The sequence below is a fragment of the Planktothrix mougeotii LEGE 06226 genome (assembly GCF_015207485.1).
Lineage (GTDB): Bacteria > Cyanobacteriota > Cyanobacteriia > Cyanobacteriales > Microcoleaceae > Planktothrix.
Genome location: NZ_JADEWU010000015.1, coordinates 22,401 through 37,402, shown reverse-complemented (window position 1 = coordinate 37,402; position 15,002 = coordinate 22,401). Strand labels below are relative to the sequence as shown.

General features: G+C 37.7%; 14 protein-coding genes. 7 read left to right on the top strand and 7 right to left on the bottom strand.

What is annotated here, in order from left to right:
- The first annotated feature begins 15 nt into the window (after window positions 1-15).
- The 4 genes from IQ236_RS08965 to hisA all read left to right on the top strand — a co-directional run bounded on the left by IQ236_RS08965 (window position 16) and on the right by hisA (window position 3,345).
- On the top strand, window positions 16-1,149 hold the full coding sequence (locus IQ236_RS08965; RefSeq protein WP_190515507.1) for a type II secretion system F family protein: 1,134 nt from the start codon (window positions 16-18) through the stop codon (window positions 1,147-1,149).
- Between the two features lie 179 nt (window positions 1,150-1,328).
- Complete coding sequence (locus IQ236_RS08960) at window positions 1,329-1,943, top strand: hypothetical protein (protein WP_193868944.1); 615 nt, start codon at window positions 1,329-1,331, stop codon at window positions 1,941-1,943.
- 142 nt (window positions 1,944-2,085) lie between these two features.
- Window positions 2,086-2,475, top strand: coding sequence for a hypothetical protein (locus IQ236_RS08955; RefSeq protein ID WP_190515504.1), 390 nt, complete (start codon window positions 2,086-2,088; stop codon window positions 2,473-2,475).
- 96 nt (window positions 2,476-2,571) lie between these two features.
- Window positions 2,572-3,345 (top strand): 1-(5-phosphoribosyl)-5-[(5-phosphoribosylamino)methylideneamino]imidazole-4-carboxamide isomerase, encoded by a 774-nt coding sequence (gene hisA / locus IQ236_RS08950; protein ID WP_193868943.1) that lies wholly within the window; start codon window positions 2,572-2,574, stop codon window positions 3,343-3,345.
- Between the two features lie 33 nt (window positions 3,346-3,378).
- Here the strand turns inward: hisA and IQ236_RS08945 are convergent, their stop codons facing one another.
- The 3 genes from IQ236_RS08945 to IQ236_RS08935 form a co-directional block, all read right to left on the bottom strand.
- Window positions 3,379-5,286 carry an EAL domain-containing protein gene (locus IQ236_RS08945; protein WP_193868942.1) on the bottom strand — a complete coding sequence of 636 codons (1,908 nt, stop codon included), beginning with the start codon at window positions 5,284-5,286 and terminating at the stop codon, window positions 3,379-3,381.
- 356 nt (window positions 5,287-5,642) lie between these two features.
- The gene (locus IQ236_RS08940; protein WP_193868941.1) at window positions 5,643-6,827 is read right to left on the bottom strand and encodes an NAD(P)/FAD-dependent oxidoreductase; all 1,185 of its coding nucleotides are present in this window, start codon (window positions 6,825-6,827) and stop codon (window positions 5,643-5,645) included.
- Window positions 6,828-6,902: 75 nt separating this feature from the next.
- On the bottom strand, window positions 6,903-7,454 hold the full coding sequence (locus IQ236_RS08935; RefSeq protein ID WP_193868940.1) for a hypothetical protein: 552 nt from the start codon (window positions 7,452-7,454) through the stop codon (window positions 6,903-6,905).
- A 522-nt stretch (window positions 7,455-7,976) separates the two neighbouring features.
- On the opposite strand from IQ236_RS08935, the gene IQ236_RS08930 reads away from it, so the two are divergent.
- Window positions 7,977-8,585 carry a cytochrome b/b6 domain-containing protein gene (locus IQ236_RS08930; RefSeq protein ID WP_193868939.1) on the top strand — a complete coding sequence of 203 codons (609 nt, stop codon included), beginning with the start codon at window positions 7,977-7,979 and terminating at the stop codon, window positions 8,583-8,585.
- Between the two features lie 31 nt (window positions 8,586-8,616).
- On the opposite strand, the gene IQ236_RS08925 is transcribed toward IQ236_RS08930, so the two are convergent.
- From IQ236_RS08925 to IQ236_RS08915, 3 genes are all read right to left on the bottom strand, one after another.
- On the bottom strand, window positions 8,617-9,708 hold the full coding sequence (locus IQ236_RS08925) for a S1 family peptidase (RefSeq protein ID WP_193868938.1): 1,092 nt from the start codon (window positions 9,706-9,708) through the stop codon (window positions 8,617-8,619).
- Window positions 9,709-9,741: 33 nt separating this feature from the next.
- The gene (locus IQ236_RS08920; RefSeq protein ID WP_228041505.1) at window positions 9,742-10,383 is read right to left on the bottom strand and encodes a COP23 domain-containing protein; all 642 of its coding nucleotides are present in this window, start codon (window positions 10,381-10,383) and stop codon (window positions 9,742-9,744) included.
- An 86-nt stretch (window positions 10,384-10,469) separates the two neighbouring features.
- Entirely contained in the window at window positions 10,470-10,937 is a 468-nt protein-coding gene (locus IQ236_RS08915; protein ID WP_193868937.1) for a helix-turn-helix domain-containing protein, read from the bottom strand.
- 213 nt (window positions 10,938-11,150) lie between these two features.
- On the opposite strand from IQ236_RS08915, the gene gatA reads away from it, so the two are divergent.
- The gene (gene gatA, locus IQ236_RS08910; RefSeq protein WP_190515492.1) at window positions 11,151-12,611 is read left to right on the top strand and encodes an Asp-tRNA(Asn)/Glu-tRNA(Gln) amidotransferase subunit GatA; all 1,461 of its coding nucleotides are present in this window, start codon (window positions 11,151-11,153) and stop codon (window positions 12,609-12,611) included.
- 39 nt (window positions 12,612-12,650) lie between these two features.
- Here gatA and IQ236_RS08905 read toward each other — a convergent pair whose 3' ends face one another.
- Complete coding sequence (locus IQ236_RS08905; RefSeq protein WP_193868936.1) at window positions 12,651-13,547, bottom strand: T9SS type A sorting domain-containing protein; 897 nt, start codon at window positions 13,545-13,547, stop codon at window positions 12,651-12,653.
- 145 nt (window positions 13,548-13,692) lie between these two features.
- On the opposite strand from IQ236_RS08905, the gene IQ236_RS08900 reads away from it, so the two are divergent.
- On the top strand, window positions 13,693-14,997 hold the full coding sequence (locus IQ236_RS08900) for a hypothetical protein (RefSeq protein WP_193868935.1): 1,305 nt from the start codon (window positions 13,693-13,695) through the stop codon (window positions 14,995-14,997).
- The last annotated feature ends 5 nt before the right edge of the window (window positions 14,998-15,002 follow it).

Here is a 15,002-nt window from a genome sequence, read left to right as displayed (position 1 = left end):
AGTAGGTAAAAATTTATGGCAGGGAGTGTAGTTCGCAGTCAAGTCAGAAACCGAGGTTTTGACTTTAAACGAATTGAAGAAAGTATTAGCATTGCTCTGGCAACGATTACCGTTAAAGACTTAGCGATTTTTGCTCGTCAGTTTGCATCCATGTTTAACGCCGGGATTGCGATGGCAAGATGTTTGAGTGTCTTAAGTGATCAATGTAGTAATGCTAAGTTAAAAAATGCCTTAACTTCCATTCGGGCTGATGTGGAAGAAGGGACAGAACTTTCCGTAGCAATGCGGAAATTTCCTGATATTTTTGATCAGCTTTTTATTAGTATGGTATCTGCTGGAGAAACCGGGGGGGTTTTAGATGAAGTCTTAGAACGGCTAGCAGTAATGATGGAAAAAAACCACAAAACCCAAGCCGAAATTAAGTCCGCTATGTCCTATCCCAAAACGGTGTTTTTTATTGCCATTACCATCTTTTTTGGGATGACAACTTTTTTACTCCCCACCTTTGCTAAGGTGTTTCAGGATATTGGGGCAACACTACCAATGTTTACCCAGATCATGCTCAATATTAGTGCCTTTTGTAGAACTTGGCCTCCGATTCCACAAGCTATTGTAATCGGGACGTTGATAGGGTTATTGTTTGCTTATAAAACCGCTTATAAAACCCCTGGGGGAAGAATGTTTTTTGATAAGCTATTTTTGAAGTTACCGATTTTTGGAAACCTAATTCAAATTTCGGCTGTGGCGCGGTTTTGTACAATTTTTGGAAGCTTAACCCGGTCTGGGGTTCCGATTATGAACTCTCTGGAAATTGTGGAAGAGGTGGCAGGAAATGCGGCCATCGCTTTATGTATTAGAAATGCCAGAGATTCTATTCAACAAGGCGGTTTAATTAGTTTAGCTTTACAAGAAGGCAATGTATTTCCTCCTTTGGCTATTCAAATGATTGCAATTGGAGAAGAATCAGGGGAACTCGACAAAATGTTAATGAAAGTAGGGATCTTCTATGAAACGGAAGTGGAAGAAGCTGTAAAAGGACTTACCAGTATGTTAGAACCCCTGATGATTGTGATGGTAGCTGGAATTGTGGGTTCAATTTTGCTATCGATGTATCTGCCTATGTTTGCCGTGTTTGAAAAAATTGGCTAATTCCAAAACCCAGAAAATTAGAGGGTATATCAAACACAACTTTCAATAAGAATTACGAATTACGAATTACGAATTACGAATTACAAATTACAAATTACAATTCGTAATTCGTAATTAAATGTTGATTCTACCTATTACCCCATTAACCCATGCTGTAAACGTTTTATTTGAAATGATTTATGTCTATTCTAAAATCCCATTATGAAGCGTTGCTGGCAGAATATAGTAATTCGGAAGCAGCCATTACTTTACTGAAGCAACATCGTCCTTATTTTGAAATGGTTCCGAGTATTCGCCGTTCTGATGATAGTGTGATTACCATTCCGTTACCGATTGTACGTTTACGACACGGAGTTTCCTATTCAGGACAGCAGGGAATTACTATTAAACCGGGGGATGCGGTGGGTTTACCCTGCGATATTGGACTTTTGATGTGTGATCCAGAATGGAAAGTTAAAATTGGGGCGGAGATTTTTATTTTTATTCACCGTCCTCAAGAAGAATTATCGGATTTATTAGCCCGTTGGCGATTAACCCAAGTGTTATTAGATCAAGATTATGAATGGATAATGCCTCACCATTATAAACACATTGATTCTCAAGAGGCTGATGATATTTATCCCCTATTTGTTTTATTTCCTGAAACATCAGAACGGATTAAACGGGGTTTAATGGGTGCTAATTTACCGTTTGTTATTCACTCTGTAGAGGAAATGGCTGATAATTATGAATATCCTGATCTCGATCAAATTGAATCAGAAGAATATCAGGAATTTGGCGGAGAGTGGGGATAAGTCGCTGGTGAATGTTGGGTCTGGGGGATGGGAAGGAACTTAATGGATCAAAATATCTGGATTAAAAATCAATTGGGGTCGGCTAATTTTAAAATCTCCTGCTATCATTACCAAATTAAACATCCCCAATATGGCAATCATCATGAACAAACTCAAACCCTTACTCGTGAGCCTCTTAGCTACAGCAACTCTGAGTGCTGTGTTCTCTCCGGTGTCGGAAGCGAGTCCTTGTCCTTTTAGCAAATATAAGTCTAATGGGTTGTTGACAAATTCTAACTTTAATTCCGGTTCGGTGTGGACAAAAATTCCCCCGATTAAACCGGATTATGGCATCATTGCTGGATTAGCCCTCGGAACAGCCGGGTTATTAGGATTAGGAAGTATTTATCTCAAAGGTCGTTCGGAAGGTGCTAAAGCCATGACAGAAGCCGTTTATGTGGAACATCCTGAAGCTCCAGGGGGTGCGTTAGATATTGCTTCTGACCCGACCCCAACTGATTCAACTCCTGAAAAAGAAACCGTTTTAATCTAGTTAGAATCTAACACTTTGATCACCACAGAATAAAACCCGCAAAGCGGGGGTTTTATTCTGTGGGAAACTGAGTATTGTTGATCATAAACCCATCCCATGAATATTATTCCAGCCATTGATTTATTAGACGGACGTTGTGTTCGATTATATCAAGGAGACTATAACCAAGCTCAAACCTTTAATGATGACCCCCTTGCGGTTGCTCAAGATTGGGTTGAACAAGGAGCAACAAGGTTGCATTTAGTAGATTTAGATGGAGCAAAAACCGGAAAACCCACAAATTATCAGGTGATTGAAGCGATCGCAAAAACGATTAATATTCCGGTACAAGTTGGCGGAGGATTACGCACCCGTGACAACGTAGCCACCCTATTCAATTTAGGAGTAGAACGGGCAATTTTAGGAACGATTGCAGTAGAAAAACCTCAATTAGTTGCGGATTTATGTGCAGAATTTCCGGGTCATATTGCGGTAGGAATTGATGCTAGAAATGGCAAAGTTGCGACAAAAGGATGGTTAGAAACCTCGGAAATTTTAGCGACGGATTTAGCCGAACAAATGGCACAGTTAGGGGTTGTCACGATTATTTATACTGATATTCATCGGGATGGAACCCTCATTGGGCCAAATCTTGAGGCTTTACGAGAAATTGCTAATGTCGTTTCAATTCCAGTGATTGCTTCTGGAGGAGTGAGTTCGATTACAGATTTATTAAGTTTATTATCCCTGGAACCTTTAGGGGTAACTGATGTAATTGTGGGACGAGCACTTTATACCGGGGATATTAATTTAAAAGAAGCAATTCAAGCCGTCGGTCAAGGACGATGGCAAGATGTTCCCTCCGATTTTGGAAACTCTGCCTTTGGTTAATTGTTAAGGTCGAGATTTAGTTCAAGAATGGGTTTACATCAGTAAGGCTTTAACCCGTTCTTGCTTCCATTGAGAGGTTAACAAGGCTGCAATATATTGAGTTGCATCGATAGAATTTAAGGGTTTTGAAAATAAAAATCCTTGTCCCCATTCACATCCTAATAAGGATAATTGATTCAGTTGGGATTTTGTTTCAATTCCTTCCGCGACAACATCCATTCCTAATCCATGAGCTAAGGTAATAATGGTTCTAATTAACTCAATTTCTCCTTGATTTGAACCAATTTGACGCACAAAAGAGCGATCAATTTTTAAGGTATCAATGGGGAATTCATGAAGACGACTGAGGGAAGAATATCCTGTCCCAAAATCATCAATGCAAAATTGAATTCCTAGATTTTTCAGCCTTTTTAAAGCTTCAATGTGATGAGATCCAGTTTTCAGTAACGAGCCTTCTGTAATCTCAAATTTGATTTGATGTCTTTTAATTTTGAAATGCGAAAATAGCTCTTGAACTTGTTCAGAGAAAGAAACCAGCATTAATTGTTGAGGTGCAACATTAACATTAATCGCAAGTTCTGAAAATCCAGGAAACTGTTCCTGCCAAATTTCAATTTGGTTTAAAGCAGTTTTGATCACCCACCATCCTAACTCAATAATTAATCCGGTTTCTTCCGCCACAGGAATAAATTGATCTGGAGGAATCATACCTTTTTGCGGATGATGCCAACGAATTAACGCTTCAAATCCTAATTTTGGGGAGTTGGAAAGGGAAATAATAGGTTGATAATAGAGAGAAAATTCCTCATTTTGAATAGCACGCCTGAGATCATTTTCTAACTGTAAACGACTCATGGCTTGTTGTTGCAATTCACTGGTTAAAAGTTGATAACAACCTTTGCCATTTGCTTTAGCAGAATACATGGCTACGTCAGCATCTCGCAGGATATCTTCGGGGTGATCATATCCAAATTTACTAAATGTAATTCCTATACTCCCGCCTGTATAGACTTCATATTGATTTAATTGAAAAACGGGACTTAACACATCTAAAATTTTTTGAGCAATGCTCATAACCTCCTGCTCATCGCTAATTTTTTCAACAATAATAACAAATTCGTCTCCTCCTAAACGAGCAATATGGAGATTAGAGGTTAAGCAAGATTCTAAGCGTTTAGCAACCTTTTGTAACAGTTTATCTCCTAATAAATGACCTAAGCTATCATTAATAACATTAAAGCGATCTAAATCTAAAAACAAGACAGCATAATGATAATTAAAGTCAGATTTAGCTTGTTCAATTAAGGTTTTAAGTTGAGAAATACACCAAGCTCGATTGGGAAGTCCTGTCAGTGGATCATGATAAGCTTTATAGTGTAATTGCTGTTCTCTCTCTAATAGTTTTTGTTGTGCCTGCTGTAATTCCTCTAAGGTACTTTGCAGTTGGAAGGTACGTTCTTCTACTCGTTTTTCTAATTCTAAATTTAGCTGATTTAAAGCTTGTTCTGCTTGTCTTTTTTCCTTAATTTCAGACTTTAATTGAGAATTTAAAGCATAAAGCTTTAAGTGCAGATTAATCCGGGCTAAGATTTCACTTTGATCAAAAGGCTTGGTAATATAATCTACAGCCCCTAAGTTTAACCCTTTAACTTTTTGTTGGGTTTCAGCTAATGCTGTTATAAAAATAACAGGGATTTCACTATAGGCAGGATTGGCTTTTAAATGAGTGCAAATCTCAAATCCATCCCAATCCGGCATCATCACATCTAATAAGATTAAATCAGGCGTGTTTTGGTCAATAATTTCCAGACCACTTTCTCCATCTAATGCTTTCCAAACTTCAAATCCAGCATAATCAAGATACTCAAATAATAAGTCAACATTGATAGGGTTATCATCAATAATTAAAATTTTGTATCTGGGCTTGACTACAGTATTCATACAATCTACTCCTATGGGATATGTTTCAATTCAGCCGGAATTTTGCTCAAATTGAATATAAATTTAAACTAGGCTTTGATGTCCTATCAATGTGTTAATCAAAGGATGAAATTTTGGGTTCTCAAGCATTCCTGATCTTTGTGTTGCGATGTCTGCTTTGAACTGATAACGAGGGTTCAAACTAGGGAAAAAGGGGTGATAGATACACAGGATCAAGAATTAATAGCGATTATGACTACTTTGATGATCAGATCAGGAACTCATTGTTACAAAAGTTAATCCAATAACTAACACATTTTGAGAATAAAAGCAAGTTTTTTCTAAGATTCACCAAAATAGAGTGGCGCATTCACTCTTTACCCGATCAATTTCATCAAACGTAAAGGGGATAATTGGGTGATGATTGGATCGGGTTGTCCTGTGATAAAATTTGCAAACCGTTGAGCTAAGGGGGGAATAAAAACTAAAGGATTACTAAATCCTGAAAAAATATGGATTTTATCAAAGTTACCAACAGCACCAATCAAGGGTAAACTATCGGAACTAAAGGCTACTAAACAATGATAGCAAGTTGCGGGTAAATTTGCCAAGGCTGGTAAAATTTTAATGATTTCCTGACGAATCAAGGTTTCACTTTCGAGGAGGTTCACTTGAGCATTAACATCGCTGAAAGCACGGGAAGGTTGACCCATTCTAATTCGACCGTCTAGCAACTGAGCGGCACTTTTATCCACAATAAATGGTGTTAACTCATGACCCGGTTTTTCCCATAAAGATTCTAATTCCGGTTGCGTTGATTTGGCTTCAAGTTGAAAACGTTCCATTGACGCCGACATGACAATTGTTTGTAATTTTAAATCGACGGGGGGGGTTTCTAAAATTTCAGTATGGGTAAAATAAATAGGAATTGAAATTCCGGCATTTTTTAAGACCTGGCGACTTAACCCTCCTGCACAAATGGCGATATTTTCAGCTTCATATTGTTCTAAATGAGTTGTGACTTGAACCGCTTGATTTTGAATCGGATAAATTTGCAAAACTTGATCAAAAATTTGATTTCCTCCTAAACTTTTGAACCGGTTAATATAAGCTTTATTTAAATGTTCAGGAGAAACTTGACCATGACGAACTGTAAATGCTCCATTTATGCCCTGCGGATTTAATAAAGGTTCTAATTTACAGGCTTCTTCAACAGTGATAAATTGAGGAGGTGTAGCAAAATAGCGATACTTTTGGGCTATCAATTCTGGATCATCATCAGGATTTACGACTAAAATTAAATCGAGTTCTCTTAACTGTGTATTGATTCCTAACTCATCGGATAAAATCTGATGACGTTGGCGACCTTCTTCACATAAAATCCGGGTTAGTTCCGTTGTTCCTGACCAATATGCTAAACCGCCATAACTATAACGAGTTGCACCATCTAATATCGGATTTGGGTCTAATAAGAGTACCTGAAATCCTTTTTTAACTAATTCATAACTGAGTGCAGAACCGGTAATTCCAGACCCAACTACAATCCAATCGTAAGCGTCCATGGAATCTCTGTGGTAGTAGTGAAATTGTAAGCAGACTCATAATCTACTATACAATAAATATGGCTGGTTAGATATTTATTTTGGCAGATTAATGGGTCGATAAAGAATCGTTTTTCCCCGTCGTTGTCCTGAATCTTCCCATCCCCACTGCTTCAATTCTCCAATTCGATTTAAGGTTGTAATATAAGGTGCGGAGACTCCTAAAATTTTTCCTAACTCTTTTGCTGTTTTTAAATCAGTTTCTCCGGGTTGAAATTCAGTGGTCTTAACTTCCTCCCTAGAAGAAGGTTCAATGACAGGGTTAATCGCCTGTTCTAAGTCATTTTGTAAATATTCATTAATTGAGGATTCTATCAGATCAATAATTTGAGTTTTGAGATATTGTTCAAAATGAGATTCAATTTGTACCCGTACATATTGAATGATTAACCCTTCTAAATTTAGAAGAGATTGGGAGTTTTGAACAGAATTTGCTTCTAAATATTGATGAATCAATGTGCTTAAGACTTCTGTGATTGTTTTTCCCCGCTCTTGACATCGGGCTTGGAAACTCAGCCACAGTTCTCGCTCCAGACTCAAAGAGATTACTACTTGATTCGCAGATAAATTATGAAATTGCTCAACCAAAGATTCTCACCTTCTACAAAAGTTGATTCGCTTAAAAATAACTTGTATTTTACTGGAATGAATCAAAGGGTAATATTTTTTTATATTAATCTAGTTTAACAAAAAAAATGATTCAATCATTTATTAGAAATAATTTTAATTAATTCTGGGCATTAATTTAGAATAGAACTTGATTTAAAAGGCAAATCCAAGCATATATTAAGGGTTACACCTTTTTTTGAAAGATGCTTTTTGATAAAAATTATCAATTATTGGGTTCAGGCTACAATCTTTCAGATGCTTTTCTTGACTCGGAGTCTCTAACCCAGCTTAGGACTGAATAGCACGAAGAAGGTTTGTGTTAGTCCTGATAGAGTTCCAGCCCCTAGTCTGAAAATAGCCTTTGGGTCTGATCAGAAAACTCCCTGAGATTGAAATTTAAAAGTAAAAGTGTTTATAATACATAACAGCTTTTTCGGGTAAAACTATGATTCATTATTGATTCATAATTTATCTCAAATCCTCCTAAACAATTGTTGAATAATGGCTCAATCACAACCTTACCAACCTCTCTTTTTAAGACTTTCTCACGCTTTAAATGCGTTTTTAATTTTAGGTGCTTTAGTCACTGGATTTCTAGTTTATGACAGTTATGATCGTCGTTTTGGAGGCCTAGGATTAACCCAAGAAAACCGCAACTTAATTGATATTCATGGAACCTTTGGATTTTTCCTTTTGTTTGTCTATATTATTTTTGCTGTCTATAGTTTAATTGCAGAAAGAAAACGCTTAATTCAAGGAAATACCCTACAAACCTTAACACAAATCAATAAACCTGTGTGGTGGTATACCCTTCTTCGCCTGAGTAATACCCTAGCGTTAATTGCAGCCGCATTCTCGGTTATTTCAGGAAAATTTCAGCAAGAAAATTGGCTCCCTAATGGAGAATTTAATCACCTGTGGTATTTTGTTCATTTAATCGCTTGGGTGATCATTCTATTTTCCATTTTACTTCATGTTTTAATGGTTGTTAAAGTCGGTGGTTTTCCTTTAATTGTTTCTATGTTTAAAACCAACTATAAACCTCAAGATCATCCTAAATTATGGTTAAATAATATTCGAGATTGGTGTCAACGTTTTTTGAATAAATAGTATATAGATGATCTCATCTGCTCTATCCATCCTAAAAACTATTACAAGTAAAATTAACTTTTAAATTATCAAAATTAAGATGATTTAAGGGATAAATGAATATAGAAAAATGTTGATCTAATAGAGAATTTGATAAAAATAATTCCACTGAAACCGAAGACTGATTTAATTCGGGAATAGATGCGATCACCGATTTAATAGGAATTGCAAAGGCTAATTGAACCATTTTTTCGCGGATTTCAGGAGTCGGTAAAGAACCATCTTGATAAATGTAAGGATCTCCCCAAAGGGGATAGGCGTGCATTCCATTAATTCCAATTACTTTACCTTGGGAATTCAATAATGGCCCCCCACTCATGCCTTTTTGAATGGGATTCGTATAACCAATAGTATACCCTTGTTGGATTGCTTTTTCCGAGATTAGAGAAACCCGACCTCGTGTTAAATGCAGTCCTAATTTAGGTAAAAATTCAGGTTCATTGAGTTGAGAAAATTTAGAAGGGAAAGGTTTTGATAATAGTGATAATTCAGACTGAGTTTTTGAAATTGGGGTATGATTTTTAATCTCTATAGCATTTGGATGATTAGATACTTCTAACCAGGGAAAACCCGCCCCAAATACCTTGTCTCCCGGTTGAATTGCAGGAGAGAGTTGTAAATTTGCGATCGCATAAATCTGAGTCTGGCTTTCAAACTGTAATAAAGCTAAATCCTGACCCGAAAACTTTCCATTAGAAATGGGATAACTGGAATAAATTTTACCATCAGGCGTTTGAATTGAATAGGGTGGGTCACTGGGGTTTAAAATATGTTGATTGGTTAGAACAGTGTAAATATTTCCCTGTTTTTTGACTAAAATACCTGACCCCCAAGCGGAACCAGATAAAATTTTAACAGTAATTTTTTGAGCAATTCGTTGAAGTTCGTTAGGAGAACAAACTTGACAATAAATATCCCAACAATTCGATTTAACTGAAAACAGAGTTGAAGGATGATCTCGAACCTCTAAAGTAGAAGAAGTTAAAAAAACATCAGAAAAAATAAGTATTGGTAGCGTGATTAAACAACTGCCAATACCCGTTATTATTTTAAGTTTTCGAGGAATTCCAGAAGGATAAACCATGATAATTGAACTCAAAATCAATCGCTTTTTTGTTCAATGCTGTTCATCTAATCGAACTGAATCCGATGCCGAAACACTACCTTTATCCTCAATATATTGATTAAGATCCAAATAAAATCGACCCTTACTTTCCTCTAGGGGGCCAGCACTTGCATTGGCTCGAAGATCAAATAACTGTTGTAATGTACGATTGGCATTTTGTTCCGGTTTCAACGTAAATAAAACACCCAAGCAAGGCCCTTCTTGACTATTAGAAACACAGATAACAGGCTGTTGATTCACCCGTCCTGTAGTCACATAATTTAATAAGCCTCGTTCATAAAATTGTTGGAATTTTGAAGACACTTGACGACAGCGAGTTTCAGGAACATAACCCGCATCATCAAAAATTCGAGAAACCCACCGGATAACCGGAAAAGTGCCCCGTGAATTCTTAACAAAAGTTGTCGGAATTCCATCAGAACTTACCCCACAATAAAACTGTTGTCTAACCCGATCAGCATACTGATAATTAGGGATTTCAACTTGATTTTGTTGACAACGACTCCAATTTCCAAAATCGCAGGAACTATTCGGAGATAACTCTCGTCCTTGACTCACAGAAGTTAACGCGAAAAAAGTGCTAAAAGCCATCGCGCTCATCTGTAAACTTTTGAGAAAAATTGAGTTTTTCATATTCGTTTTATTCCGAATCACGGATACAAAAATATAAAAGATTACAAGCCAAAAATATTAGCCTTAAAAAACTGATATTCCAGGCTTTAGTCCCGATCATTCAGGGTTGTTTGCTTCCTCCAATTCACTCCTAAGCGTTTGAGATAATCCCAACCTCTTTGCGGCCAAACGTGATCACGACCTGTTTTATGAGCAATCCATTCTGCTACTTTTGGCCCAGACCAAGAGCCTCCATCGGGTGCTGGCCCTTGCAACGCTTCCATCAATTCTTGTTGTTGTCCTGAAGTCAGTAGAGATTTTGCCATTGGGGGTTGGCGTTCTCGGCTGCGGTTCTTGATGGAACTTGGCCCCTCATGGTTGTAGCGCCGGATAATTTCTTTGGCGTAATCGTAATTTAACCCCACAATATCCGCCGCTTGTTTGATTGTCCAACCCCCCCCCACAAGGTGAAGCAGGTGCCATCGACGAGCCTCAGTTGTATCTCGTGCTTGACGATAACGAACTTTTAGGTCTTCGAGCGTCAGATGGGGTTCTAAGTGAGCTTTAGGTGGCATTCCTCCGATATAGCATCAGGAAAGTTGGTTAATCTATCCCAACTTTTTATGCTTTTCCGGATCGAACAGAGAATTTTTATCCGACACACCGCAGTTAACAAGTTAACCGGAGGAGTTAATAGGAGTTAACAGGCAAGATGCCTGTTCCACAGACCTCCCCTTCCTCTGGTAAACTCAGATATGGGTATTTAAGAACAAGAGGAAAAGTAGAGTATGGCATCCATCCGTAAGTTGCACCGACAACTGATCAAGAAAGAACGCTCCGCCGTTGAGATCACCCAGGAGGCATTGGATCGGATTGCACAACTCGAACCTAAATTAAAGAGTTTTCTTTGTGTAACGGCAGATCGAGCCTTGGAACAGGCGCGTCAAGTGGATGCCAAAATTGCGGCGGGGGAAGAAATTGGTCTATTAGCTGGTATTCCCATCGCGATTAAGGACAATATGTGTACTGAGGGAATTCGGACAACCTGTGGTTCCAAAATTTTAGAGAATTTTATCCCTCCCTATGAATCCACTGTCACCCAGAAACTCGCTGCGGCTGGGGCTGTAATGGTGGGAAAAACCAACCTCGATGAGTTTGCCATGGGGAGTTCTACGGAAAACTCAGCTTATCAACTGACCGCTAATCCTTGGGATCTCGAACGAGTTCCGGGGGGGTCTTCGGGAGGGTCAGCCGCAGCCGTTGCAGCCGAAGAAGCGGTGGTTTCCTTGGGTTCTGATACGGGGGGTTCCATTCGTCAACCGGCTTCCTTCTGTGGGGTTGTGGGGCTGAAACCGACCTATGGGCTCGTTTCCCGGTATGGGTTAGTGGCTTATGCGTCTTCTTTGGATCAAATTGGGCCCTTTGGACGGTGTGTAGAAGATGTTGCTATTTTATTACAAGCGATCGCCGGTCATGACCCGAAAGATGCCACCAGTTTAAACCTTCCTGTTCCTGATTATGTTTCCGCCCTTAGACCGACCTTAAGAGCTAGAAGCGGAATTAAAATTGGGGTGATTAAAGAAACTTTTGGGGAAGGATTAGATCCGATTGTTGAAAAAACGGTAACGAAAGCGATTAGTGTTTTACAGGAATTAGGAGCAGAAATTCAGATTGTTTCTTGTCCTCGATTCCGGTATGGTTTACCGACTTATTATGTGATTGCTCCTTCGGAAGCTTCTGCGAATTTAGCTCGTTATGATGGGGTGAAATATGGGTTCCGTCATCCTGATGCAGAGAATTTAATTGAAATGTATCAGCAAACCCGGGCGCAAGGATTTGGGGCGGAAGTTAAACGCCGGATTATGGTGGGAACCTATGTTTTATCGGCGGGATATTATGATGCTTATTATTTGAAAGCGCAAAAGGTGAGAACCTTAATTAAGGAAGATTTTGATCGCGCCTTTAGTCAGGTGGAAGTGTTAGTTTGTCCGACAGCACCTTCAACGGCTTTTAAAGCAGGTGAAAAAACGGCTGACCCGTTGAGTATGTATCTATCGGATTTAATGACAATTCCCGTGAATTTAGCGGGTTTACCCGGAATTAGTGTTCCCTGTGGTTTTGATGATCAAGGATTACCCATTGGAATGCAATTAATTGGCAAACCGTTAGGGGAATCTCGATTATTAGAAGTTGCTCACGCCTATGAAAAAGCAACAGATTGGCATAACTATAAACCCAAGGGAATTTAATTAAACTGTGGGGTGGGTTCGCCCACCTTTTTTCATTAACTAAACAGGAGTTGCTGATAAATTTAGGAGATAATTTGTGTTTCCTTCTACTGAAGAAACTCGTAGAAAATAGGTTCCACTGGGTAATTGCTCAATTTGAATCGATTCTGGGGTTAAACCTAAATTCGCAGAACTCGCAATAATTTCATTACTTTGAACGGCTTGATTTCCATTCAGATCTTGAATTAAATCTAAATCTAAATTAGCCTTCATTTGATTCATAATCGCACTAAAATCACTCTTAAAATTAGGAATAATAAATTGATAAATATCAACCGGGTCGGCATCAGTAACTAAACCAATAATTGTTTGATTACCTAACAAAATATCAAGATCAACGGCTTGAGTGAGATCATCTTTTAAAGCTGGAGGTGTTCCTAATCTTCCGTCGGCTAACCCTTGCTGCCAAAAATGTTCAAATAAGGTGTTATATAGTCCTGATTCTAATTCTGATATAATTTCAGGATATCGAGTTTGATAAAAGTTAGTATCAAAAGCTAAACTCGGATTTCGCCCTTCATATTGTCCAAACAGAAAAAAATGTTCAAAGGGATTAATTTCTGCTCTCAGGAAAGCACCTTTGACATCGGAATATTGTTCTAAATAATAGAATGGATCAAAGAAGGGATTCGGAGAACGCAATTCAAACTGACCATAATTAATAAAATGTTCAACAGGTGTCAGAAATCCTTCTTCTATTTGAGCAGATAAATCAGGGTTTGTGTCCTGATAATATTGACTATCAAAGATAGCATTAGGTTCATAACCTGATTCTTGACCTATCTCAATAAAATGATCAAAAGCTGTATCAAATTCTCCACTTTCAATTGTTTGAGCAACATCAGGATATTGGGCAAGATAGAATTCTTCATCAAACAAGGTTTCTAACGTTAACATTTTTTCACAACCTTCCGATTATTTACTTCTGTCTTAAGTTTACTATAACAACAGTAACCCAATTTTCAAAAAAACAGTAATAATAGAATTATCCAAAGAAAATCACCTCTGATCAAATTGGATGAGTGTTGAGTAGGAAAAACCAATGACTCTTAATCCTAGCATCATCAATGCCGTTGAAAAACTAGGGCATCGTGTTACCAGTGGCGATGTAGCCACTCAAGCGGGAATTGATGTTAATATCGCCCAACGAGAACTTTTAGCTCTAGCATCGGAAGCCGGAGGTCATTTACAAGTTGCTGAGTCGGGAGATATAGCCTTTGCATTTCCCCAAAATTTTCGGGCTATTCTGCGGAATAAATATTGGCGGTTAAAATTACAAGATGGGTGGGAAAAAATCTGGAAAGTTTTATTTTACCTGATTCGGATTTCTTTTGGAATTATTTTGATTGCATCAATTCTTCTGATTGTTGTTGCTATTATTGTTATTTTAATTGCAATTAATTCTAGTCAGGATAACGATAGTTCAGGCGGAAATGATAGTAGTGTAGGAGGTTATTTTCCTATCAGTTGGTTCATTCCTGATTGGTGGTGGTTTGTTTCTTGGGATAATAACAATTATCAACGGTATGAAACTAAGAACAGTGACAAAAAAAAGATGAATTTTTTGGAAGCTATTTTTTCCTTTATGTTTGGAGATGGAAATCCGAATTATAATTTAGAAGAACGCAGATGGCAAACGATTGGCACAGTTATTAAAAATCAAAAAGGAGCGATTATTGCTGAACAAATAACCCCTTATTTAGATGAAATCGGGAGTTCAGTCGCTCAAGAATATGAAGATTATATGTTACCGATTTTAGCTCGATTTGATGGCCGACCCGAAGTGAGTCCAGAAGGACAATTAATTTATCATTTTCCTGAATTACAAATTACAGCGCAAAACTCCAAAACTCAGCCTGTCCCTGCTTATTTAAAAGAAAGAAAGTGGCGTTTTAGTTTAGCAACTTCTGGGCAAGTTTTAGGAGCAATTGGTTTAGGTTCGGTTAATTTAATTGGCGCATTAATGTTGGGAAGTTTATTAAAAACTCCTGAAATTGCTGGATATTTAACCGGATTTTTAGGGTTTGTGCAATTTATTTATCCCATTTTATTGATTTACGGTATAGGATTTTTAACGATTCCTCTGATTCGATATTTTTGGATTCAAGGAAAAAATAAAAAGATTGATAATCGCAATATTAGGCGAGAAAAAAGAGCTAATATTTTAGCTCAGGGGGGTTCAATTTTAAAGAAAAAACTCAATTATGCTGGTCAGTTTGCTAAAAAAATTGTGATTCATCAAGATAATTTAGCTTATACAACTGAAACTGATTTATTAGAACAGGAAATAAAAAATCTGGATCAAAGTGATGCAGAATGGCAAAAGCGTTTAGATGAATCTGAATAACGGTA